This window comes from Zoogloea sp. (genome assembly GCF_028693495.1).
Taxonomy (GTDB): Bacteria; Pseudomonadota; Gammaproteobacteria; order Burkholderiales; family Rhodocyclaceae; genus Zoogloea.
In genome coordinates, this window is the sequence record NZ_JAQUVG010000069.1 from 1 (window position 1) to 19,112 (window position 19,112).

Here is a 19,112-nt window from a genome sequence, read left to right on the forward strand (position 1 = left end):
GTTGCCATCATGGGGGGGAGCGGCTGTGGCAAGACCACCCTGCTGCGCCTGATTGGTGGGCAGGAAAGGGCCGTTTCCGGGCGGGTGCTCGTGGAGGGTCAGGATGTGGCGGAGCTGCAGCGCGAGGCGCTGTATGCCCTGCGCCGGCGCATCGGCATGCTGTTCCAGTTTGGCGCCTTGTTCACCGACATGTCGGTGTTCGATAACGTGGCCTTCCCCCTGCGCGAGCACACCGATCTGCCGGCCGAGCTCATCAACGATCTCGTCCTGATGAAGCTCCACGCGGTGGGGCTCCGCGGGGCGGCGAGGCTGATGCCCGGAGAGCTTTCCGGCGGGATGGCCCGGCGGGTCGCCCTGGCCCGCACCATTGCGCTGGATCCGATGCTGCTGATGTACGACGAGCCCTTCACCGGCCTCGACCCGATTTCCCTGGGGGTCATCGGCCAGCTGATCCGCCGCCTCAATGACGCCCTGGGAGCCAGTTCGGTCATCGTGACTCATGACATTCAGGAGTCCCTGCAGATCGTGGACTACATCTACTTCATTTCCGAAGGCAAGGTGGTAGCGGAAGGAACGCCCGACGAGATCCGGCATACGGAGGACCCCTTCGTGCATCAGTTTGTCCATGCTGAAGCCGATGGGCCGGTGCCGTTCCATTATCCGGCAGGGGACTACGCGGCCGCCCTGATGGGAGGGAAGGGCTGATGGGAAACCTGTTCCGCAGGCTGGGTTCGCTGGCCATCAACGGGGTCTGGCAGCTGGGTTTCATTGCCCGTTTTTTCTGGCTGATCCTGCGTTACTCAGGGCAGTCCTTCACCCGTCTGCATCTCACGATGCGTGAGCTGTATTTCAGCGGGGTGATGTCCCTGCTGATCATCCTGGTGTCCGGCCTCTTCGTCGGGCTGGTGCTTGGTCTGCAGGGCTACGAAATTCTCCAGCGCTATGGTTCCAGCGAGGCGATGGGTACGATGGTGGCCCTGTCCCTGCTCCGGGAACTGGGGCCGGTGGTGGCAGGCCTGCTGTTTGCCAGCCGGGCCGGTTCGGCCGTGACCGCCGAGATCGGCCTGATGAAGGTCACCGAGCAGCTCAAGGCCATGGACATGATGGCGGTGAGTCCCATCGCCCGGGTGGTCGCCCCCCGTTTCTGGGGTGGGGTTGTCTCCATGCCGATCCTGACGGCCCTGTTTTCCATGATGGGGATCTTTGGTGGCTGGCTGATCGGTGTGGTCTTCATCGGTGTGGACGATGGTGCTTTCTGGTCCCAGATGCAGGCAGCGGTGGATTTTCGCTACGACGTGGTCAACGGCGTGATCAAAAGCTGTGTGTTCGGGGTGGCGGTGGCGCTGATCGCCGTGTTCGAGGGTTACGACTGCGTGCCCACTGCCGAGGGCGTGTCCCGGGCCATCACCCGTACCGTGGTGAGTTCGGCTCTGGCCATTCTGGCCCTTGATTTTGTAATGACATCCTTCATGTTCCGAGGTCTATGATGAGTCGAACGACGCTCGATCTGTGGGTCGGGGTTTTTGTGGCGATGGGGATTGCCGCGCTGCTGTTCCTCGCCCTCAAGGTCGGCAGCATTTCAGGATCCGAGATCCAGTCGCCCTATACCCTGCGGGCCCATTTTGACAACATCGGTGGTCTGAAGGTGCGGGCCCCGGTCAAGAGTGCAGGCGTGCTGGTGGGACGCGTGACCGAAATCCGCTACGACAATGAACGCTACCAGGCCGAGGTGGTCTTCAGCGTCGATGGCCGTTACACCTTCCCGACGGATACCTTCGCCAATATCCTGACCTCCGGCCTGCTGGGCGAGCAGTACCTCGGGCTCGATCCCGGTGGCGAGGAAGAGAACCTCAAGCCCGGAGCCCTCATCAAGAAGACCCAGTCAGCCGTCGTGCTGGAAAAACTGATCAGCCAGTTCATGTTCAACAAGGCGGCCGAAGGGGATGCCGAGCCGGCGAAGTAACCGCGCCTCACACAAACAAGGCCGCTCCCCGGAGCGGAGCCAGGCAAAATGAAAAGCAGCAGCCAGAACAGCAGATTGTCCATGACATCCCGGAGCCTCGCAGCCCTGGCGCTGGCCCTCGGCCTGAGCGCCTGTGCCAGTACCGGGGGGCATCCGAAGGATCCCCTCGAGCCCCTCAACCGGGCCACCTTTGCCTTCAACGAAAAGGCTGACCAGTACGTGATGCGTCCGGTGGCCGAGGCCTACGACAGGGTGGCGCCCCTTCCGGTCAAGGTGGGGGTCGGCAACTTCTTCGGTAATATCGGGGATGTCTGGACAGGGTTCAACAACCTGCTCCAGGGCAAGCTGTCCGAAGGCCTCTCCGATGCGGGCCGCGTCCTGGTCAACACGACGGTAGGCATGCTCGGGCTCTTCGATATCGCCACCGAGTTGGGTCTCGAGAAGCACGAGGAAGATCTGGGTCAGACCCTGGGCTGGTGGGGGGTCGGCGATGGTCCGTATCTGGTCCTGCCTTTCCTGGGCGCGAGCAACCTGCGTGACACGCTTGGCCTGGTCGGTGATCTGACGGTTGATCCGGTCTGGCAGGTGGAGGAGGTGGCCACCCGCAACTCCCTTACCGGCCTGCGCTTCGTGCACAAGCGCCATACCCTGCTGGGGGCCGAGACCGCTGCCGAGCAGGCCGCCCTGGACAAATACGCTTACCTGCGCAGTTTTTACATACAGTACCGCCTCAACCAGATTCACGACGGCAATCCTCCCCGATTGAAGGACCCGGAGGACGAGGAGGATGAAGAGGCCCACATCGAAGGGCCTGCCTCTCCGCTCGCCGGGGCCCCTGCCGAGCCGCTCATTGCCGTTTCTTCCGCCCCCAACCCAGAGAACCAGGAATGAAAACCATACGTACCCTGCTGGCAGCCCTGACCCTTGGCTTTGGACTCCAGTGCGCAGCCCTTGCCAGCACGATTGCGCCGGACGCGCTGGTCAAGAGCGTGACGGACGATGTGATCACCATCGTGCGTCAGGACAAGGCCATCCAGTCCGGCGACACCCGGAAGGCGGTCGAGCTGGTGGAGACCAAGGTCCTGCCCTATTTCGATTTTGCCCACATGACCCGCCTGGCCGTGGGCAAGGACTGGCGGCAGGCCACGCCGGAGCAGAAGGCCGCTCTGACCCAGGAGTTCAAGACCCTGCTGGTGCGTACCTATTCCAACGCCCTGACCCAGTACCGCAATCAGGTGATCGATTTCAAGCCGCTCAAGGCCCGGCCTGAAGATTCGGACGTGATTGTCCGTACCGAAGTGCGCCAGCCCGGCGCCAAGCCGGTGCAGATCGACTACGCCCTGGACCGTAAGGTGGATGGCTGGAAGGTCTACGATGTGCTGGTGGCTGGAGTGAGCCTCGTCACCAACTATCGTGACTCCTTCGGACAGGAAATACGGGCTGGCGGTGTCGATGGCCTGATCAAGTCCCTCAAGGACAAGAACAAGCATCTCGAAGCCACGGTCTCCGCCCGGAAATGATGCGTATCGAGGGCGCCCGGTTGAGCCTTTCCGGGCCGGTCACGCTTGCGACCGTTGCCTCCATGGTGGAGGAGGGGGGCCGGCAGGTGACGGCCAACGATACGGTACTGGATCTTTCAGGGGTCACCCAGGTGGATTCAGCCGCGCTGGCCTTGCTGCTTGGCTGGACGCGGGCGGCCCGCGCCGCCGGGCGCCAGATCCGTTTTCAGGGGGCGCCCGCCGCCCTCGTGAGTCTCGCATCCCTTTACGACGTCGACACCCTTCTTCCGCTGGCTTCCTGAGCCCGCCGTCCTGTCCGCCCCATGATTCCTGCCATCCGCATCGCCGGTGTCACCAAGCGTTTCCGTTCCCTGCAGGCCCTGGCCGGCGTGGATCTGGAAGTGGCTCAGGGTGAATTCTTTGGCCTGCTCGGTCCCAACGGTGCCGGCAAGACCACCCTCATTTCCTCCCTGGCCGGGCTGGCCCGTCCCGACTCCGGTACCCTTGAGGTCATGGGGCACGATGTGGTGAAGGCGTACCGCCAGGCCCGTCTGGCCCTGGGCGTGGTGCCCCAGGAGCTGGTCTTCGATCCCTTCTTTTCGGTGCGCGAGATGCTGCGCCTCCAGTCGGGTTATTTCGGGATCCGCAACAACGACGACTGGATTGACGAGATCCTGCACCACCTGGACCTCACCAGCAAGGCCGCCGCCAACATGCGCATGCTGTCCGGCGGCATGAAGCGCCGGGCCCTGGTGGCCCAGGCGCTGGTGCACCGGCCGCCGGTGATCGTGCTGGATGAGCCCACGGCAGGTGTGGACGTGGAGTTGCGTCAGGGGCTCTGGCAGTTCATCCGCAAGCTCAATCAGGATGGCCACACCATCGTGCTGACCACGCACTACCTGGAAGAGGCCGAAACCCTGTGCGGGCGGATCGCCATGCTCAAGGCCGGCAAGGTGGTGGCTCTGGATACCACGGCGAATCTGCTCCAGCGTTTTGCCAGTCACACCCTGCGGGTGAGCCTGGCCGGGACGGTCACCCTGCCGCCGGCGCTCGCCGCCAAGGTGCTGGCGATGGAGGGCAAGGCCCTGACCCTGGGTTTCGAGAGCTTCGACGAAGTGGCCGACCTGCTCGCAGGAGTCCGCTCGGCGGGGGGGCAGGTAGTCGACATGGCCCTCGGCAAGCCCGACATGGAGCAGGTCTTCGTCGGCATCATGAACCAGAACTGAGGAAATCCATGGAAGGCTTCAAGACCCTGCTTTACAAGGAGTGCCTGCGTTTCTGGAAGGTGGGCTTTCAGACCGTCCTGTCCCCGGTGCTCACGGCCGTGCTGTATCTGCTGATTTTCGGCCATGTGCTGGAGGATCATGTCCAGCCCTTTCCGGGGGTCAGTTACACGGCCTTTCTGGTGCCGGGCCTGGTGATGATGACCGTGCTGCAGAATGCCTTTGCCAACAGTTCGTCATCCCTGATCCAGAGCAAAATCACCGGCAACATCGTGTTCGTGTTGCTGCCGCCGATTTCCTATCGGGAGTTCTACGCCGCCTACGTGCTGGCGGCCGTGCTCCGGGGCGGCCTGTGCGGGGTGGGGGTGCTGCTGGCCGCGCAGCCCTTTGCCGCGCTGCCTTTTGCCGAGCCTGGCTGGATCATTGCCTTTACGCTGCTGGGCGGGGCCTTTCTGGCAAGCCTGGGGGTCATCGCGGGGATCTGGGCCGACAAGTTCGACCAGCTGGCAGCCTTCCAGAACTTCCTGATCATGCCCCTCACGATGCTGTCAGGGGTGTTTTATTCGATTCATTCCCTGCCGGTTTTCTGGCAGGGGGTGTCGCATTTCAACCCGTTTTTCTTCATGATTGATGGTTTCCGTTATGGCTTCTTCGGGGTTTCCGACGTCTCCCCGTGGACCAGCATCGGAGTGGTAACGGTCTGTTTTGTCACACTTGCGCTGATCACCCTGCAGATGTTGGGCAGGGGTTACAAGCTGCGGGCTTAAGGGATATAGAGATGTTTGAAGCAAGCGAAATCGAGCGCCTGATTGCGGTGGGCCTCGACTGCCAGTTCCTCCATATCGAGGGCGATGATGGCACCCATTTTTCCGGCATCGTGGTGAGCTCCGCCTTCGAGGGCAAGCCGCGGGTGCGTCAGCATCAGGCGGTTTACGCCACCCTTGGTGCGCTCATGGGCAACGAAATTCACGCCCTCCAGCTGTCCACCTACACCCCCACCCAGTGGGCCGAACTCCAGAAGGAACTGGGCTGATCGCCCTTGTGCATGGATAAATTGTTGATCGCAGGCGGTGTCCGCCTCTCCGGCGAGATCGCCATTTCCGGCGCCAAGAACGCCGCACTGCCCATTCTCTGCGCAGCCCTGCTGACCACCGAGCCGGTCACCTTCACCAACGTTCCCCGACTCAACGACATTGCGACCTTGTTGCGCCTGCTGGAGCAGATGGGGGTCAAGGTCAGTCGGGATGGGGATGCCGTGACCCTGGATGCTTCCGGGGTGAACAACCCGATGGCTTCCTACGAGATGGTCAAGACCATGCGCGCATCCATCCTGGTGCTGGGCCCCCTGGTCGCCCGCTTCGGGGAGGCCCGCGTGAGCCTGCCCGGGGGGTGTGCCATCGGTGCCCGCCCGGTGGACCAGCACATCAAGGGGCTGCAGGCCATGGGCGCCGATGTGAAGGTAGAGCATGGTTATGTCCATGCGGTGGTCTCCAGGCTCAGGGGGGCCCGCATCTTCACCGACATGGTCACCGTGACCGGCACCGAGAACCTGATGATGGCGGCCTGTCTGGCCGATGGGGAAACCGTCATCGAGAATGCCGCCCGGGAGCCCGAGGTGGTGGATCTGGCCAACTGCCTGGTGGCCATGGGGGCCCGTATTTCTGGTGCTGGTGGTGATGTGATCCGCATCCAGGGGGTGTCCGCCCTCCACGGGGCCACTCACCGGGTGATGCCTGACCGCATTGAAACCGGCACCTATCTGTGCGCCGCTGCGGCGAGCGGCGGTGAAGTGCGCCTGACCAACACCTCCGCCAGCTATCTGGATGCGGTGGTGGACAAGCTCATGGATGCGGGCTGTGAAATTTTCGCCGAACGGGATGCGATCCGCCTCCGGGCTCCTGCCCGCCTGGCTGCAGTGAGCCTGCGTACCGCCCCTTATCCTGCTTTTCCGACCGACATGCAGGCCCAGTTCATGGCGATCAATGCCGTCGCCGAAGGGACGGCCGTGATCCGTGAGACCATTTTCGAAAACCGCTTCATGCACGCGGTGGAGCTCCAGCGTCTGGGCGCCGACATCAAGATCGATGGCAATACCGCCTTTGTGAAGGGGGTGGAACGGCTGCAGGGGGCGACTGTGATGGCCACCGACCTGCGGGCTTCGGCCAGTCTGATCATCGCCGGGCTGGTGGCTGAAGGGGAGACCACCGTTGAGCGGATCTACCACCTGGACCGGGGTTACGAGAACCTGGAAGACAAGCTGACCGCCCTTGGTGCAAGGGTTCAGCGCCTGCGCTGAAGCCCAAGGGCGGTGGTCGTAGGAGACAGGCTCAGGCCTCGGGGGTCACGGCCAGCACGCGGAGCTGGATGGCGTGGCCCTCCGGCGTCTGCCAGTCGATGACCTGCCCGACGGAGAGTCCCAGCAGGGCGCTGCCGGCAGGTGAAAATATCGAGACGCGTCCCTGGCTGGCATCGGCGTCATGGGGCCAGGCCAGGGTGAGTGCGTACTCCCGGCCCGAGTGCTCCTCGCGGAAACGGGCGCAGCTGTTCATGGTGATCACATCCGCTGGCATGGCTTCTGCGTCGATGACGTTGGCGCGTTCCAGCTCGTCGCGCAGCCCGTCCAGGTCGGAGCGATTGCGGGTGGGCGGCTTGGAGAGGAGGCCTTCCAGGCGCTCCAGGTCCCGTGTCGAAACGGTGATTTCGGGTTTCATGGCTGAATCCTCGTGATTGAGCAAAAGAAAAATGGCCGAGCCGCAACCTGCGGACCAGCCATGGGTCAGAGGCTAACAGAAGCCGGGCTCCGGGACAAACCTGACCGGGGGCAGACAGGGCGGATCGCGCCGCGATCGGCTAAAATCATTTTTTTCGCAGACAGATCACGATCTTGAACGGCATCACGCTTGCCCTCTCGAAGGGCCGAATTTTCGAGGAGACCCTGCCGCTGCTCGCCGCCGCGGGGATCACGCCCACCGACAACCCGGAAAGCTCGCGCAAGCTCATCATCGGAACCAACCGTCCCGATGTGCGGCTGGTGATCGTGCGCGCTACCGATACCCCCACCTACGTGCAGTACGGCGCAGCCGACATGGGCATCGCCGGCAAGGACACCCTGATCGAGCATGGCGGCGCTGGACTCTACCAGCCCCTCGACCTGAACATTGCCAAGTGCCGGCTGTGTGTGGCCGTGCGCAAGGATTTTGATTACGCCGCGGCGGTCCAGCGGGGCGCCCGCATCCGGGTTGCCACCAAGTATGTCAAGGCAGCAAAGGAACACTTTGCCGCCAAGGGCATGCATGTGGACCTGATCAAGCTCTACGGGTCCATGGAGCTGGCCCCCCTGGTGGGTCTCGCCGATGCCATCGTGGACCTGGTGTCCACCGGCGGTACCCTGAAGGCCAACAACCTAGTGGAGGTGGAAGACATCATGCCCATCAGTTCCCGACTTGTCGTCAACCAGGCCTCCCTCAAGCTCAAGCGCGAGCTGATCCAGCCGGTGCTGGAGGCCTTTGCAGGAGCAGTCAAGCCATGAGCGCCCAGATCCGCCGTCTTTCGTCCTCCCAGGAAGACTTTGCCGCCACCCTTGATGCGCTGCTGGCCTTCGAAGACAGCGCCGATGCGGCCATCGAGAACGCGGTGGCCGAGATCCTCCAGCGTGTGCGTCGTGAGGGTGACAGGGCCGTGGTGGAGTACACCCGCCGTTTCGATCGTCTGGACGCTGCCGACATGACGGCGCTCGAACTGCCCAGGTCTGCGCTGACCGCAGCCCTGGCCAGCCTGAGCACGGAGCAGCGCGACGCGCTGGAAATGGCTGCCGAGCGGGTGCGCAGTTATCACCAGCGCCAGGTCATCGAATCCTGGCGCTACACCGACGAATCCAAGGGCATGAGCGGTACCCGCCTGGGGCAGAAGGTCACCCCGCTGGATCGGGTCGGCCTGTATGTGCCGGGCGGTCGGGCGTCTTACCCCAGCTCCGTGCTGATGAACGCGATCCCGGCCAAGGTGGCTGGCGTCGCTGAGCTCATCATGGTGGTGCCCACTCCCGGGGGGGAACAGACCCCTCTGGTGCTGGCAGCCGCGGCCATCACCGGGGTGGACCGGGTGTTTACCATCGGTGGCGCCCAGGCGGTGGCCGCCCTGGCCTATGGCACGCAAACGGTGCCCCAGGTAGACAAGATCGTCGGACCCGGCAATGCCTACGTGGCCAGCGCCAAGCGCCGGGTTTTCGGCACTGTGGGCATCGACATGGTGGCAGGACCTTCCGAGGTGCTGATCATCTCTGACGGCTCCGGTGATCCGGACTGGGTGGCGATGGACCTGTTCGCCCAGGCCGAGCACGATGAGCTGGCGCAGTCCATCCTGCTGTGTCCCGACGCTGCGTTCATTGCACGGGTGGAGGAGAGCATTGCCAGGCTGCTGACCCAGATGCCCCGCCAGGCGACCATCGCCACGTCCCTCAGGAACCGCGGCGCGCTGATCCAGGTGAAGGATCTGGCCGAGGCCTGCGCCATCGCCAACCGGATCGCGCCGGAGCACCTGGAGCTGTCCCTGGCCGATCCCTACCAGTGGGTGGACGAGATCCGTCACGCCGGTGCGATCTTCATCGGCCACTATTCGGTCGAGGCACTGGGCGACTACTGCGCCGGCCCCAATCACGTCCTGCCGACCATGCGCAGTGCGCGGTTCTCGAGCCCGCTGGGGGTATATGACTTCCAGAAGCGGACCAGCCTGATCGATATCTCCGAGCAGGGCGCCCAGACCCTGGGGCGGGTTGCCTCGGTGCTGGCGCATGGGGAGGGGCTCCAGGCCCATGCCCGTTCGGCGGAAATGCGCCTGAAGGGCTGAGCCCCAAAGGGCGCAGGGGCGTCCCGGAGGCGTATTTGTCAGGCGGGATTCATCCCGCCTGAGGGTTTCCGGCCCGGCGCCAGCCTCAGCGCAGAATGGCTTCGAGGGCCGTGACCAGCAGGCCGCACTGTTCGTCCGTGCCGACGGTAATCCGCAGGAACTGATCAATGCGGGGGGCCTTGAAGTGGCGGACGATGATGCTCCGCTCCCGCAGGGCCGCCGACAGCTGCGCAGCGTCGTGGCCAGGATGACGGGCAAAGACGAAGTTGGCGGCGGAGGGGAGGACCTCGAAGCCCATGACCTGCAGGCGGGCCGTCAGGGCTTCCCGGCTGGCGATCACCTGCCCCCGGGTCTGGTGGAACCAGGCTTCGTCATCCATCGCCGCACTGGCCCCGGCGAGCGCCAGGCGGTCAAGGGGGTAGGAGTTGAAGCTGTCCTTGACCCGGCTCAGGGCCTCGATGAGTGCCGGCTGACCGATGGCAAAACCCACCCGCAGGCCTGCCAGGGAGCGGGACTTGGACAGGGTCTGGGTGACCAGCAGGTTGGGGTGGTCCTTGATCAGCGTCACTGCGGTAGGAATCGTCTCCAGACCGCCAAAATCCACATAAGCTTCGTCGATCACGATGGGGCTGTCCGGCAGGCCACTGGCCAGACGCTCGATTTCGGACAACGGCAGCAGGCGTCCGGTGGGTGCATTGGGATTGGGGAAAATCACGGCGCCTGCGCGGGCGGTGCCCCGCTCCAGGTAGTCGTCCACGCGGATGGCAAAATCGCCATCCAGGGAAACGGTCTCGAAGTCGATGCCGTAAAGTCCGCAATACACCGGGTAGAAGCTGTAGGTGATGTCCGGGAAAAGCAGGGGGGCGTCATGCTTGAGCAGGGCCTGGAAGGTATGGGCCAGGACCTCGTCGGAGGAGTTGCCCACGAACACCCATTCGGCCGGCACGGCAAAATGGCGCGCGATCGAGGCCTTGAGCTGGCTGCCGGTCGGATCCGGATAGAGCTTGAGGCGGTCGGCGTCGCTACCCAGTTCGGCCTGGATGGCCTCATGCACCCGCGGGCTGGGTGGGTAGGGGTTTTCGTTGGTGTTGAGCTTGACCAGGTTGGCGAGCTTGGGCTGCTCGCCAGGAACATAGGGCGTCAGGTCGTGGACGACGGGGCTCCAGAAACGGCTCATGGCAGGTCATGTCGGCGCGCGCGCCGCAAGGGACGATAAAAACGCTAGATGCTATCATGGCCCCATCTGTTCCTTCGTCATCACCGTTTTCCGGAAAAATCAGCGTCATGCGGCAAGCCGAAATCTCTCGCGACACCCTCGAGACCAGGATCCGGGTCAAGATCAACCTGGATGGCTCGGGCCAGAGTCAGCTCAACACCGGCATCGGTTTCTTCGACCACATGCTGGATCAGATCGCCCGTCACGGCTGCTTCGACATTGAGATCGAATGCGCCGGCGACCTGCACATCGATGGCCACCATACCGTTGAGGATGTGGGCATCGCCCTGGGGCAGGCCTTTGCCAGGGCCGTCGGCGACAAGAAGGGCCTGACCCGCTACGGGCATGCCTACGTTCCCCTCGATGAAGCCCTGTCCCGGGTGGTGGTGGATCTCTCCGGCCGTCCCGGCCTGGAGTTCGACATCCCCTTCACGGCAGGCATGATCGGTGCGCTCGATACCCAGCTGGTCTACGAATTCTTCCAGGGATTCGTCAACCACGCCCTGGTGTCCCTGCACATCGACACCCTGAAGGGCCGCAACGCCCACCACCAGTGCGAGACCGCCTTCAAGGCCTTTGGCCGGGCCCTGCGCATGGCCGTGACACTGGATCCGCGCCAGGCTGGGGTGATCCCTTCCACCAAGGGGGCCCTATGAGCCAGGTGGCGGTCATCGATTACGGGATGGGTAACCTGCGCTCGGTGCACAAGGCCATCGAGCACGTCGCCAATGGTGCCACGGTGGTGGTTACCGCCGATCCGGCCCAGGTGCTGGCGGCCGACCGGGTGGTCTTCCCGGGGCAGGGCGCCATGCCGGACTGCATGCGCGAACTGGATGCCCGGGGCCTGCGCCCGGCGGTACTCGAGGCCGCCCGCAGCAAGCCCTTTCTGGGGATCTGCATCGGCCAGCAGATGTTGTTCGAACACAGCGAGGAGGGCAATGTGCCCGGCCTCGGCATCTTCAGGGGCGAGGTCCGGCATTTCCCTTCCGAGCGCATGGTCGCTGCCGACGGCGCCCGCCTGAAGGTGCCCCACATGGGCTGGAACGAGGTCTGGCAGAAGCAGGCGCATCCCCTGTGGGCCAACATTCCGGACGGCGCCCGTTTCTACTATGTGCACAGCTATTACGTGGATCCGGCCGATCCCGCCCTGGTGGCGGCCACCACTGACTACGGCATCCCCTTTACCGGGGCGGTAGCGCAGGATAATATCTTCGCAGTCCAATTCCATCCGGAAAAGAGCGCGCAGGCAGGCTTGCAACTCATGTCGAATTTCATGTCCTGGAAGCCCTGAGCCCCTTTCCGTCCTGTCTCCTTCGTATCAACTCATCACCCCCCCCCTCCTATGCTGCTGATTCCCGCTATCGACCTCAAGGACGGTCACTGCGTGCGCCTGAAACAAGGCGAGATGGACGCTGCCACGGTCTTTTCCGAAGACCCCGGTGCGATGGCCCGACACTGGATCGACCAGGGTGCGCGGCGTCTGCACCTCGTGGATCTCAACGGTGCCTTTGCCGGCAAGCCCAAGAACGGGACCGCCATCAAGTCCATCCTCGAGGAAGTCGGTGACGAGATCCCCGTCCAGCTGGGCGGAGGCATTCGTGACCTGGACACCATCGAGCGTTATCTGGATGCAGGCCTGACCTACGTGATCATCGGCACCGCCGCAGTCAAGAATCCGGGCTTCCTTCACGATGCGTGCAGCGCCTTTCCGGGGCACATCATCGTCGGACTGGATGCCAGGGACGGCAAGGTGGCCGTGGATGGCTGGTCCAAACTGACCGGTCATGATGTGGTCGACCTCGCCAGAAAATTCGAGGATTACGGTGTCGAGGGTGTGATCTACACCGACATCGGCCGGGATGGCATGCTCTCCGGCGTCAATATCGAAGCTACCGTCAAGCTGGCCCAGGCCCTGCGCATCCCGGTCATCGCCAGCGGCGGCATCGCCACCGTTGCCGATGTGGAGGCCCTGTGTGCCGTTGAGGCCGAAGGCATCACCGGCGCGATCACCGGCCGGGCGATCTACGAGGGAACCCTGGATTTCGGTGTCGCCCAGGCTCGGGCCGACGAACTCAACGGGGTGTCCTGATTCATGCTGGCCAAGCGCATCATTCCGTGTCTCGATGTCAGCGCCGGACGCGTCGTCAAGGGCGTCAATTTCGTCGAGCTGCGGGATGCCGGTGATCCGGTCGAGGTGGCCCGCCGCTATGACGAGCAGGGCGCTGACGAGATCACCTTCCTGGACATCACCGCCAGTTCCGATGATCGCAACATCATCCTGCATGTGGTCGAGCAGGTCGCCGAGCAGGTTTTCATTCCCCTCACCGTCGGTGGCGGCGTCCGTACCGTGGATGACGTCCGCCGGCTGCTCAACGCAGGGGCCGACAAGGTCAGCATCAATACCGCAGCGGTCAACAACCCTCAGGTGGTGGCGGAGGCCTCCGGCAAGGTGGGGAGCCAGTGCATTGTGGTGGCCATCGATGCCAAACAGGTGGCCCCGGGCAAATGGGAGGTCTTCACCCATGGCGGGCGCAACCGTACCGGCCTTGATGCGGTCGAATGGGCGTGTCGGGTGGCGTCCCTGGGCGCCGGCGAGATCCTGCTCACCAGCATGGATCGGGACGGCACCAAGAACGGCTTCGACCTGGGCCTGACCCGGGCGGTGTCCGACGCCGTTGCCATTCCGGTCATTGCCAGTGGCGGGGTGGGGAGCCTGGAGCACCTGGCCGACGGTGTGACCCTCGGCCGGGCCGATGCGGTGCTGGCGGCGAGCATCTTTCATTTCGGTGACCACACGGTCCGGGAAGCAAAGGCGCTGATGCGTGCCCGCGGAATCGAGGTGCGCCTGTGACGGGCGCGGCCAGCGTGGCCTGGCTGGATGACGTGGCCTGGGACAAGGACGGCCTGGTGCCGGCGATTGCCCAGGATGCGGTCAGCGGCGATGTGCTGATGTTTGCCTGGATGAACCGCGAGGCGCTGGCTCGAACGGCTGAAACAGGGGAAGCCGTATATTTCTCCCGATCCCGCGGCAAGCTGTGGCACAAGGGCGAGGAGTCTGGCCACACCCAGAAAATCCGCGAGATCCGCATCGATTGCGACAACGACGTGGTGCTTCTGAAGATCGAGCAGGTGGGCGGCATTGCCTGCCACACCGGGCGTCGCTCCTGTTTTTTCCAGAAATACTTCGCGGACGGCCGCTGGACGGCTGTCGACCCGGTTCTCAAAGATCCGAAGGAAATCTACAAATGATCGATATCGAAGTGCTGCACCGCGTTTCCGAGACCATTGCCAGCCGCAAGGGCGGGGATCCCGCGTCCTCCTATGTGGCGGGACTGTTCCACAAGGGAACGGATGCCATCTGCAAGAAGGTGGCCGAAGAGACCGCTGAGACCATCATGGCCGCCAAGGACAAGGATCTGCTCCACGTGGTCTGGGAAGTGACCGATGTATGGTTCCATTCCCTGGTGCTGCTCCATCATTTCGGGCTGTCGGTGGATGATGTCCTGGCCGAATTCCGTCGTCGGGAAGGCGTCTCCGGCATCGACGAAAAGAAGTCCCGCACCGCAGGCTGAGGAATGACGCAAATGCAGGATTGCCTGTTCTGCCGTATCGTTCGGGGGGAGCTCCCCGCGGCAAAGGTCCATGAGGATGAGCTGGTGCTGGCCTTCAAGGATATCCAGCCCCAGCGTCCGGTGCACGTGCTGGTCATCCCGAAAAAGCACATCACCTCCCTGGCCCAGGCCACGGAAGACGATACCGAAGTGCTCGGACGGATGCTGGTCGTGGCCAACCGGATTGCCGTCGATCAAGGCAGTCCCGACGGGTTCCGGTCCATCATCAACACCGGCAGCATCGGCGGTCAGGAAGTCATGCACGTGCACATGCACGTCGTAGGTGGGCAAGAGCCAGTCGGGCCGATGCTTAAACGCTAGTTTCTAGGAGATTTCAATGGGTTCCTTCAGCATTTGGCACTGGCTGATTGTTCTGGTAATCGTCATGCTCGTGTTTGGTACCAAGAAGCTCCGCAACATCGGGCAGGATCTGGGTGGTGCGGTCAAGGGCTTCAAGGATGGCATGAAAGAGGCCGAAGGCGGCAGCGCCGACAGCCAGAAGATTGCCAGCGGCAATGGGCAGACCGTCGACGCCGAGGCCCGGGAAAAGAACAAGTCCTGATCCCGGATCCGCGTATGGCGCGGTAGAAGGGGCGCATCGAGTCGCCCCTTTTTTGTTGTGCTGCCATTCAGCTTGGCAACTCTCATGCGCAGGCTGCGGCCTGCGTCAGCTTCTCTCCTTTCCTAGGCGAATCGGATGTTCGACATCGGTTTTTCGGAACTCATGGTCATCGGCGTCGTGGCCCTGCTGGTGCTTGGCCCCGAGAGGCTGCCCAAGGTGGCGCGTACCACCGGCCATCTGCTGGGGCGCCTGCAACGCTATGTGTCGGATGTGAAGTCCGACATCAATCGCGAAATGCAGCTCGAGGAGCTCAAGAAGCTTCAGGAAGAGGCCCGTCAGTCGGCGATGGCCTTCGAGTCTTCGGTGCGTAGCGAAGTCGCGGGGGTCAGCGCCAGTCTGGAGAGTGCCTCTTCGGCGGTGGCGGATCTGGAGAGCAGCTTGAAGGCTGGCGGGGCCAGTCCGACAGCAGCGGCCAGTCCGGGCGAGGCGGATGCCTCGGCAGCGCTGGACCGCCAGCTGGCCGACGCCGAGCGGCATGCGGGCCCCCTCGTCTTTCCGGAGCCCCCCGTGGCGGCGAGTCCGCCGTCCGCGTCGACCGGCGATGCACTCCCCCCTGAAATGCGGAATCTGAAGTCATGAGTGCCCAGGAAGAAGATACCTTCATCTCCCATCTCGTTGAGCTGCGTGACCGCCTGCTGAGGGCGGTGGTGGCCATTGTCGTGGCTTTCGTCTGTCTCATGCCCTGGGCGGGCGATATCTACGACATCCTCGCCCAGCCGATGATGAGGGCCCTCCCTGAGGGCACCCGGATGATTGCCACCGGTGTCGTGACGCCCTTTTTCGTGCCCATGAAGGTCACCCTGCTGGTGGCCTTCGTGATTGCCCTGCCTTTCGTGCTCTATCAGGCCTGGCATTTCATCGCGCCAGGTCTGTATGCCCATGAAAAGCGGCTGGGGCTGCCCCTGGTGGTGGGCAGCACCTTCCTGTTTCTGGCGGGGATGGCCTTCTGTTACTTCTTCGTTTTTGGCACGGTGTTCAGTTTCATCGCCCAGTTTGCGCCCAAGAGCATCACTCCGGCGCCGGACATCGAGCAGTACCTGTCCTTCGTGATGTCCATGTTCCTGGCCTTCGGCATCACCTTCGAGGTGCCGGTGTTCGTGATCGTCCTCACCAAGCTGGGCGTCGTGGACGTGGCCAAGCTCAAGGAGGCTCGTCCTTACGTGATCGTGGGGGCCTTCGTGATTGCCGCAGTGGTGACGCCGCCGGATGTGGTTTCCCAGTTGATGCTGGCCATCCCCATGTGCCTTCTTTATGAACTGGGGATTTTCCTGGCCCGCTTCGTCACCGCCAGGCCCACCGAGACCATTACAGAATAAACCAGCGTTCAGGGCTCAAGGTCAGACCTTCCAGCCCGATAAGGGGTGACGCCTCCCACAGGGTTCTTCCCTCCGATGACTGCCGCAAACGTTCGCCTGAAACTGCATTTTGACCTGGAGCTGGTGGTTCCCGAGCCGCTCGCATCCCTTGAGCGGGAGCTGCTGTGCAAGGCTCTGGCCCAGGCCCTTGGCCCCACGGTGATCCAGGGCTTGCCGGTCATCTCCGGGAAGCAGCTCGGCAAAAGCGGGATCGTCCTCAAGGCGCACCATCACCACCTGGATGCAGTCAACCTCGCGCCCGCCGCCATCGACCCCCGGCGCATCGTGGCGGTGGCGCCCCATCTGACCGATGCGGAAGCCGCAGCATTGGCCCGCAAGGTTGCGGCCCGTCTGCCTCACGAGGATGGGGAGGCTGCGCTCTATCTGCGCCGTCAGGCCCTGGCCCTGATCAACGAGTACCGTCTTGTGCCTTGCGTCGTGAGTGTGCTGCTGGCCAGTGGCAAACCCACCCAGATCCAGGGACGCCTGAATCTGACCAACGGTCACATTTTCCCAGGGGATGAGCACCGGGGTGTCCGCCTTCAGGCCGCCCAGGAAAGTCTTTCCGTGGCGGTTACGGGGACATCCGTGATGCTCGAGGCGACGTGTTCCGGCCATACCCTGACCGGGCCGGTGCTGGATGTGCCGGTACCTGCCCTGGTGCCCCACCGGGAGGCTCTGCTGGAGCGCTGGCTCCAGGGGTGAGTCCAGGCCTTTCCGTGTCATGCGGATATCTCCGCCGGGTACCGTGTTCGGGTATATTGCATGCCGTCAATGACTTTCGGCACGTTTCCATGCGGCATTTTTTCCTTCATGGCCGGTGGTTCCGGCTCCTCGCCGGCATGCTCATGGGTATGTTGTCCGTCGCACCTGTGCGGGCCAGCGTCGAGCTGATCGTTCCAGCCTACTTCTACCCGGCAGGGGAGGGACTGGCCCACTGGAATGCGCTGAATCTGGCCGCAGCCCGGGTGGGGCTCAACGTCATCCTGAACGTGGACAGCGGTCCGGGAAAGAGCGTGGACCCCAATTATCAGGTGGCTGTCCAGGCCTTGCGGGCCGCCGGCGGGCGGGTCTTCGGCTATCTGCACACGTCCTGGGGAAAGCGGGATGCGGCCCTCCTGAAGAAGGATATCGATGCTTATCTGCAGCGTTATCCCGTCGATGGCTTCTTCATCGACGAGATGGCCAGCGGGCCGGAGGCCCTGGATTACTACGCAGGCCTGTATGACTACATCAAGGCCCGCGAGCAGGCTCTGCTGGTGATCGGCAACCCCGGTGTGGTGGCCGATCCGGCCTATCTTCAGCGGCCGGTCGTGGATGTGCTGATGCACTTCGAGGGGGATGGGGAAACCCATGCACGGCAGCGCTTTCCGGAGCCGGACAAGGGCGTGCAGGGGCGTCTGGGCGAGATTGTTCATGGGGTCACCGAGCCTCAGATGGAGGCGCTCGTGGCGGAGGCCGGGCGACGGGGCCTGGGCATGCTGTACCTTACCGACGACCTGATGCCCAATCCCTATGACGTCCTGCCGCGTTACTGGCAGCGGGAAGTGGCGCTGGTGGCGGCCATGGCCGTACCCGCTCCGGGCTCCTTCTCCCTGCTGTGCGCCGGTGTGGTGGGCTGGCTGGCCAGCCGCCGGAAGGGCGGACCTGCGTAGGAACCCTGCATAGTTCCTGTGTCTCCGGCAGATCAGGCCAGTAAAATGCTGCTGGACCAAACAAATTCATAGAGTGATGTTTCGTATTTCGTTGGTGCGGCATGGTGTCTTGCGTTTTCTCGCACTGCTGGCATGCCTGGCGCTCGCCTGCTCGGGGCTGCTTGCGGCCGGGCTACCCAGCGTGGCGCTGATTTATGCCAAGGACGCGCCTCTGGACGAGTTGAAGGCCTTCGATATCGCGGTGGTGGACCCGGATCATGGTTTTGACCCCGCCAGCTACCGTGCCGTCCAGCGCACGGAGGCGGGCGCTGATGCGGCCAGTGAGCTCTTTGCCTATGTGAGCCTCGGTGAAGTCCATCCCTCCCGGGCCTGGGCCAGCCGGGTGCCTGCCGGGTGGCGTCTTGGCGAGAACACGGCCTGGTCCTCCCATCTGATCGATCAGGCCAGGCCCGAGTGGACCGAATTTTTCACGGAGACCGTCGTAGCCCCCTTGTGGGCCAGGGGCTACCGGGGGCTGTTCATCGACACGATGGATTCCTATCGACTCGCCAGCGGCGCCGACCTGGCCGCCCAGCAGGCGGGCATCGTCCGCACTTTGCGCCATCTGCGCCAGCGCTTCCCGGGCATCCGCCTGATCCTCAACCGGGGGTTCGAGTTCCTGCCTGAACTGCGCGGGGAGATCCATGCCATTGCCGCCGAGTCCCTTTATCAGGGCTGGAGTCCGGTGAGCCGGAGCTACCGGCAGGTGCCCGAGGCCGACAGGGAGTGGTTGCGGACCCAGTTGCGCCAGGCGCGGGACGAATTTGGCCTGCCCGCCATCGCCATCGACTACGTGGCACCCCACGACCGGGCCCTGGCCCGGGAAACCGCCGGCAGGATCCTGGCCGAGGGCTTCATTCCCTGGGTGGCCGACCCGGATCTGGCGACTCTGGGGGTGGGCAGCATCGAGGTCCTGCCCCGGCGCATCCTGCTGATCCACAATGGCAAGGAAGCTGCCCGGGTCAATGTCTCCTCGCCCCATCGTTTCCTGGAGATGCCTCTCAATCACCTGGGTTATGTGCTTGACTACGTGGATGTGAACGGCCCCCTGCCGGCCCGTACCGACGGACGGTATGCGGGGGTGGTG

27 protein-coding genes are annotated in these 19,112 nt (G+C 63.7%); 25 read left to right on the plus strand and 2 right to left on the minus strand.

Annotated features, from left to right (window positions below; all coding sequences use genetic code 11):
- The 10 genes from PHD22_RS11655 to murA all read left to right on the plus strand — a co-directional run.
- Positions 1 to 705 (plus strand): ABC transporter ATP-binding protein (locus PHD22_RS11655; RefSeq protein WP_299866785.1); only part of this gene is annotated, 705 nt, incomplete at its 5' end.
- Positions 705 to 1,487: a lipid asymmetry maintenance ABC transporter permease subunit MlaE gene (gene mlaE, locus PHD22_RS11660; protein ID WP_299866789.1), complete on the plus strand. Its 783-nt coding sequence runs from the start codon at positions 705 to 707 to the stop codon at positions 1,485 to 1,487. The genes PHD22_RS11655 and mlaE, both read left to right, overlap by 1 nt.
- Positions 1,487 to 1,963: an outer membrane lipid asymmetry maintenance protein MlaD gene (gene mlaD, locus PHD22_RS11665; protein WP_299866792.1), complete on the plus strand. Its 477-nt coding sequence runs from the start codon at positions 1,487 to 1,489 to the stop codon at positions 1,961 to 1,963. Before mlaE ends, mlaD begins: the two co-directional genes overlap by 1 nt.
- An 81-nt stretch (positions 1,964 to 2,044) precedes the next feature.
- Positions 2,045 to 2,854, plus strand: coding sequence for a VacJ family lipoprotein (locus PHD22_RS11670; protein WP_299866794.1), 810 nt, complete (start codon positions 2,045 to 2,047; stop codon positions 2,852 to 2,854).
- The gene (locus PHD22_RS11675) at positions 2,851 to 3,483 is read left to right on the plus strand and encodes a phospholipid-binding protein MlaC (protein ID WP_299866796.1); all 633 of its coding nucleotides are present in this window, start codon (positions 2,851 to 2,853) and stop codon (positions 3,481 to 3,483) included. The genes PHD22_RS11670 and PHD22_RS11675 overlap by 4 nt, the downstream gene beginning before the upstream one ends.
- Positions 3,480 to 3,764, plus strand: coding sequence for an STAS domain-containing protein (locus PHD22_RS11680; RefSeq protein WP_299866798.1), 285 nt, complete (start codon positions 3,480 to 3,482; stop codon positions 3,762 to 3,764). The genes PHD22_RS11675 and PHD22_RS11680 overlap by 4 nt, the downstream gene beginning before the upstream one ends.
- A 21-nt stretch (positions 3,765 to 3,785) precedes the next feature.
- Positions 3,786 to 4,688 carry an ABC transporter ATP-binding protein gene (locus PHD22_RS11685; protein ID WP_299866802.1) on the plus strand — a complete coding sequence of 301 codons (903 nt, stop codon included), beginning with the start codon at positions 3,786 to 3,788 and terminating at the stop codon, positions 4,686 to 4,688.
- Between the two features lie 8 nt (positions 4,689 to 4,696).
- On the plus strand, positions 4,697 to 5,452 hold the full coding sequence (locus tag PHD22_RS11690; protein WP_299866805.1) for an ABC transporter permease: 756 nt from the start codon (positions 4,697 to 4,699) through the stop codon (positions 5,450 to 5,452).
- Positions 5,453 to 5,463: 11 nt separating this feature from the next.
- A complete protein-coding gene (locus PHD22_RS11695) occupies positions 5,464 to 5,718 on the plus strand; it encodes a BolA/IbaG family iron-sulfur metabolism protein (protein WP_299866808.1) in 255 nt (84 codons plus the stop codon).
- Positions 5,719 to 5,730: 12 nt separating this feature from the next.
- Positions 5,731 to 6,981: a UDP-N-acetylglucosamine 1-carboxyvinyltransferase gene (gene murA / locus PHD22_RS11700; protein ID WP_299866811.1), complete on the plus strand. Its 1,251-nt coding sequence runs from the start codon at positions 5,731 to 5,733 to the stop codon at positions 6,979 to 6,981.
- Between the two features lie 31 nt (positions 6,982 to 7,012).
- Here the strand turns inward: murA and rnk are convergent, their stop codons facing one another.
- The gene (gene rnk, locus PHD22_RS11705) at positions 7,013 to 7,396 is read right to left on the minus strand and encodes a nucleoside diphosphate kinase regulator (RefSeq protein WP_299866814.1); all 384 of its coding nucleotides are present in this window, start codon (positions 7,394 to 7,396) and stop codon (positions 7,013 to 7,015) included.
- Positions 7,397 to 7,569: 173 nt separating this feature from the next.
- Between rnk and hisG the strand changes: the two genes are divergently transcribed.
- Complete coding sequence (hisG, locus tag PHD22_RS11710; protein ID WP_299866817.1) at positions 7,570 to 8,214, plus strand: ATP phosphoribosyltransferase; 645 nt, start codon at positions 7,570 to 7,572, stop codon at positions 8,212 to 8,214.
- On the plus strand, positions 8,211 to 9,527 hold the full coding sequence (gene hisD / locus PHD22_RS11715) for a histidinol dehydrogenase (protein WP_299866820.1): 1,317 nt from the start codon (positions 8,211 to 8,213) through the stop codon (positions 9,525 to 9,527). Before hisG ends, hisD begins: the two co-directional genes overlap by 4 nt.
- Before the next feature lie 85 nt (positions 9,528 to 9,612).
- On the opposite strand, the gene hisC is transcribed toward hisD, so the two are convergent.
- Positions 9,613 to 10,704: a histidinol-phosphate transaminase gene (gene hisC, locus PHD22_RS11720; protein ID WP_299866823.1), complete on the minus strand. Its 1,092-nt coding sequence runs from the start codon at positions 10,702 to 10,704 to the stop codon at positions 9,613 to 9,615.
- Positions 10,705 to 10,811: 107 nt separating this feature from the next.
- On the opposite strand from hisC, the gene hisB reads away from it, so the two are divergent.
- From hisB to PHD22_RS11785, 13 genes are all read left to right on the plus strand, one after another.
- Positions 10,812 to 11,399 (plus strand): imidazoleglycerol-phosphate dehydratase HisB, encoded by a 588-nt coding sequence (hisB, locus tag PHD22_RS11725; protein WP_299866826.1) that lies wholly within the window; start codon positions 10,812 to 10,814, stop codon positions 11,397 to 11,399.
- Positions 11,396 to 12,034: an imidazole glycerol phosphate synthase subunit HisH gene (gene hisH / locus PHD22_RS11730; protein WP_299866829.1), complete on the plus strand. Its 639-nt coding sequence runs from the start codon at positions 11,396 to 11,398 to the stop codon at positions 12,032 to 12,034. Before hisB ends, hisH begins: the two co-directional genes overlap by 4 nt.
- 51 nt (positions 12,035 to 12,085) lie before the next feature.
- Entirely contained in the window at positions 12,086 to 12,832 is a 747-nt protein-coding gene (hisA, locus tag PHD22_RS11735) for a 1-(5-phosphoribosyl)-5-[(5-phosphoribosylamino)methylideneamino]imidazole-4-carboxamide isomerase (RefSeq protein ID WP_299866832.1), read from the plus strand.
- 3 nt (positions 12,833 to 12,835) lie between these two features.
- Positions 12,836 to 13,594, plus strand: coding sequence for an imidazole glycerol phosphate synthase subunit HisF (gene hisF / locus PHD22_RS11740; RefSeq protein ID WP_299866835.1), 759 nt, complete (start codon positions 12,836 to 12,838; stop codon positions 13,592 to 13,594).
- A 14-nt stretch (positions 13,595 to 13,608) separates the two neighbouring features.
- Positions 13,609 to 13,992 (plus strand): phosphoribosyl-AMP cyclohydrolase, encoded by a 384-nt coding sequence (gene hisI / locus PHD22_RS11745; protein ID WP_299866857.1) that lies wholly within the window; start codon positions 13,609 to 13,611, stop codon positions 13,990 to 13,992.
- Positions 13,989 to 14,315 carry a phosphoribosyl-ATP diphosphatase gene (locus PHD22_RS11750; RefSeq protein ID WP_299866838.1) on the plus strand — a complete coding sequence of 109 codons (327 nt, stop codon included), beginning with the start codon at positions 13,989 to 13,991 and terminating at the stop codon, positions 14,313 to 14,315. Before hisI ends, PHD22_RS11750 begins: the two co-directional genes overlap by 4 nt.
- A gap of 12 nt (positions 14,316 to 14,327) precedes the next feature.
- Positions 14,328 to 14,675 carry a histidine triad nucleotide-binding protein gene (locus tag PHD22_RS11755; protein ID WP_299866860.1) on the plus strand — a complete coding sequence of 116 codons (348 nt, stop codon included), beginning with the start codon at positions 14,328 to 14,330 and terminating at the stop codon, positions 14,673 to 14,675.
- A 16-nt stretch (positions 14,676 to 14,691) separates the two neighbouring features.
- Positions 14,692 to 14,916, plus strand: coding sequence for a Sec-independent protein translocase subunit TatA (tatA, locus tag PHD22_RS11760; RefSeq protein ID WP_299866841.1), 225 nt, complete (start codon positions 14,692 to 14,694; stop codon positions 14,914 to 14,916).
- Between the two features lie 135 nt (positions 14,917 to 15,051).
- Positions 15,052 to 15,555 carry a Sec-independent protein translocase protein TatB gene (tatB, locus tag PHD22_RS11765; RefSeq protein ID WP_299866843.1) on the plus strand — a complete coding sequence of 168 codons (504 nt, stop codon included), beginning with the start codon at positions 15,052 to 15,054 and terminating at the stop codon, positions 15,553 to 15,555.
- Positions 15,552 to 16,292, plus strand: coding sequence for a twin-arginine translocase subunit TatC (tatC, locus tag PHD22_RS11770; protein WP_299866846.1), 741 nt, complete (start codon positions 15,552 to 15,554; stop codon positions 16,290 to 16,292). Before tatB ends, tatC begins: the two co-directional genes overlap by 4 nt.
- Before the next feature lie 75 nt (positions 16,293 to 16,367).
- Positions 16,368 to 17,036: a hypothetical protein gene (locus tag PHD22_RS11775; RefSeq protein WP_299866849.1), complete on the plus strand. Its 669-nt coding sequence runs from the start codon at positions 16,368 to 16,370 to the stop codon at positions 17,034 to 17,036.
- A gap of 89 nt (positions 17,037 to 17,125) precedes the next feature.
- Complete coding sequence (locus tag PHD22_RS11780; protein ID WP_299866852.1) at positions 17,126 to 17,986, plus strand: spherulation-specific family 4 protein; 861 nt, start codon at positions 17,126 to 17,128, stop codon at positions 17,984 to 17,986.
- A 109-nt stretch (positions 17,987 to 18,095) separates the two neighbouring features.
- The coding region (locus PHD22_RS11785; RefSeq protein WP_299866854.1) for an endo alpha-1,4 polygalactosaminidase at positions 18,096 to 19,112 on the plus strand (1,017 nt) is incomplete at its 3' end.

Excerpts from the sequence above, each read along its gene's own strand:
- tatA (WP_299866841.1), top strand. The coding sequence starts at position 14,692 with ATGGGTTCCTTCAGCATTTGGCACTGGCTGATTGTTCTGGTAATCGTC.
- tatC (WP_299866846.1), top strand. The coding sequence starts at position 15,552 with ATGAGTGCCCAGGAAGAAGATACCTTCATCTCCCATCTCGTTGAGCTG.
- PHD22_RS11685 (WP_299866802.1), top strand. The coding sequence starts at position 3,786 with ATGATTCCTGCCATCCGCATCGCCGGTGTCACCAAGCGTTTCCGTTCC.
- PHD22_RS11775 (WP_299866849.1), top strand. The coding sequence starts at position 16,368 with ATGACTGCCGCAAACGTTCGCCTGAAACTGCATTTTGACCTGGAGCTG.
- PHD22_RS11695 (WP_299866808.1), top strand. The coding sequence starts at position 5,464 with ATGTTTGAAGCAAGCGAAATCGAGCGCCTGATTGCGGTGGGCCTCGAC.
- hisH (WP_299866829.1), top strand. The coding sequence starts at position 11,396 with ATGAGCCAGGTGGCGGTCATCGATTACGGGATGGGTAACCTGCGCTCG.
- hisF (WP_299866835.1), top strand. The coding sequence starts at position 12,836 with ATGCTGGCCAAGCGCATCATTCCGTGTCTCGATGTCAGCGCCGGACGC.
- PHD22_RS11680 (WP_299866798.1), top strand. The coding sequence starts at position 3,480 with ATGATGCGTATCGAGGGCGCCCGGTTGAGCCTTTCCGGGCCGGTCACG.
- murA (WP_299866811.1), top strand. The coding sequence starts at position 5,731 with ATGGATAAATTGTTGATCGCAGGCGGTGTCCGCCTCTCCGGCGAGATC.
- PHD22_RS11690 (WP_299866805.1), top strand. The coding sequence starts at position 4,697 with ATGGAAGGCTTCAAGACCCTGCTTTACAAGGAGTGCCTGCGTTTCTGG.
- rnk (WP_299866814.1), bottom strand. The coding sequence starts at position 7,396 with ATGAAACCCGAAATCACCGTTTCGACACGGGACCTGGAGCGCCTGGAA.
- hisC (WP_299866823.1), bottom strand. The coding sequence starts at position 10,704 with ATGAGCCGTTTCTGGAGCCCCGTCGTCCACGACCTGACGCCCTATGTT.
- mlaE (WP_299866789.1), top strand. The coding sequence starts at position 705 with ATGGGAAACCTGTTCCGCAGGCTGGGTTCGCTGGCCATCAACGGGGTC.
- hisA (WP_299866832.1), top strand. The coding sequence starts at position 12,086 with ATGCTGCTGATTCCCGCTATCGACCTCAAGGACGGTCACTGCGTGCGC.
- mlaD (WP_299866792.1), top strand. The coding sequence starts at position 1,487 with ATGAGTCGAACGACGCTCGATCTGTGGGTCGGGGTTTTTGTGGCGATG.
- PHD22_RS11780 (WP_299866852.1), top strand. The coding sequence starts at position 17,126 with ATGCGGCATTTTTTCCTTCATGGCCGGTGGTTCCGGCTCCTCGCCGGC.
- PHD22_RS11750 (WP_299866838.1), top strand. The coding sequence starts at position 13,989 with ATGATCGATATCGAAGTGCTGCACCGCGTTTCCGAGACCATTGCCAGC.
- hisD (WP_299866820.1), top strand. The coding sequence starts at position 8,211 with ATGAGCGCCCAGATCCGCCGTCTTTCGTCCTCCCAGGAAGACTTTGCC.
- hisB (WP_299866826.1), top strand. The coding sequence starts at position 10,812 with ATGCGGCAAGCCGAAATCTCTCGCGACACCCTCGAGACCAGGATCCGG.
- tatB (WP_299866843.1), top strand. The coding sequence starts at position 15,052 with ATGTTCGACATCGGTTTTTCGGAACTCATGGTCATCGGCGTCGTGGCC.
- PHD22_RS11675 (WP_299866796.1), top strand. The coding sequence starts at position 2,851 with ATGAAAACCATACGTACCCTGCTGGCAGCCCTGACCCTTGGCTTTGGA.
- PHD22_RS11670 (WP_299866794.1), top strand. The coding sequence starts at position 2,045 with ATGACATCCCGGAGCCTCGCAGCCCTGGCGCTGGCCCTCGGCCTGAGC.
- PHD22_RS11755 (WP_299866860.1), top strand. The coding sequence starts at position 14,328 with ATGCAGGATTGCCTGTTCTGCCGTATCGTTCGGGGGGAGCTCCCCGCG.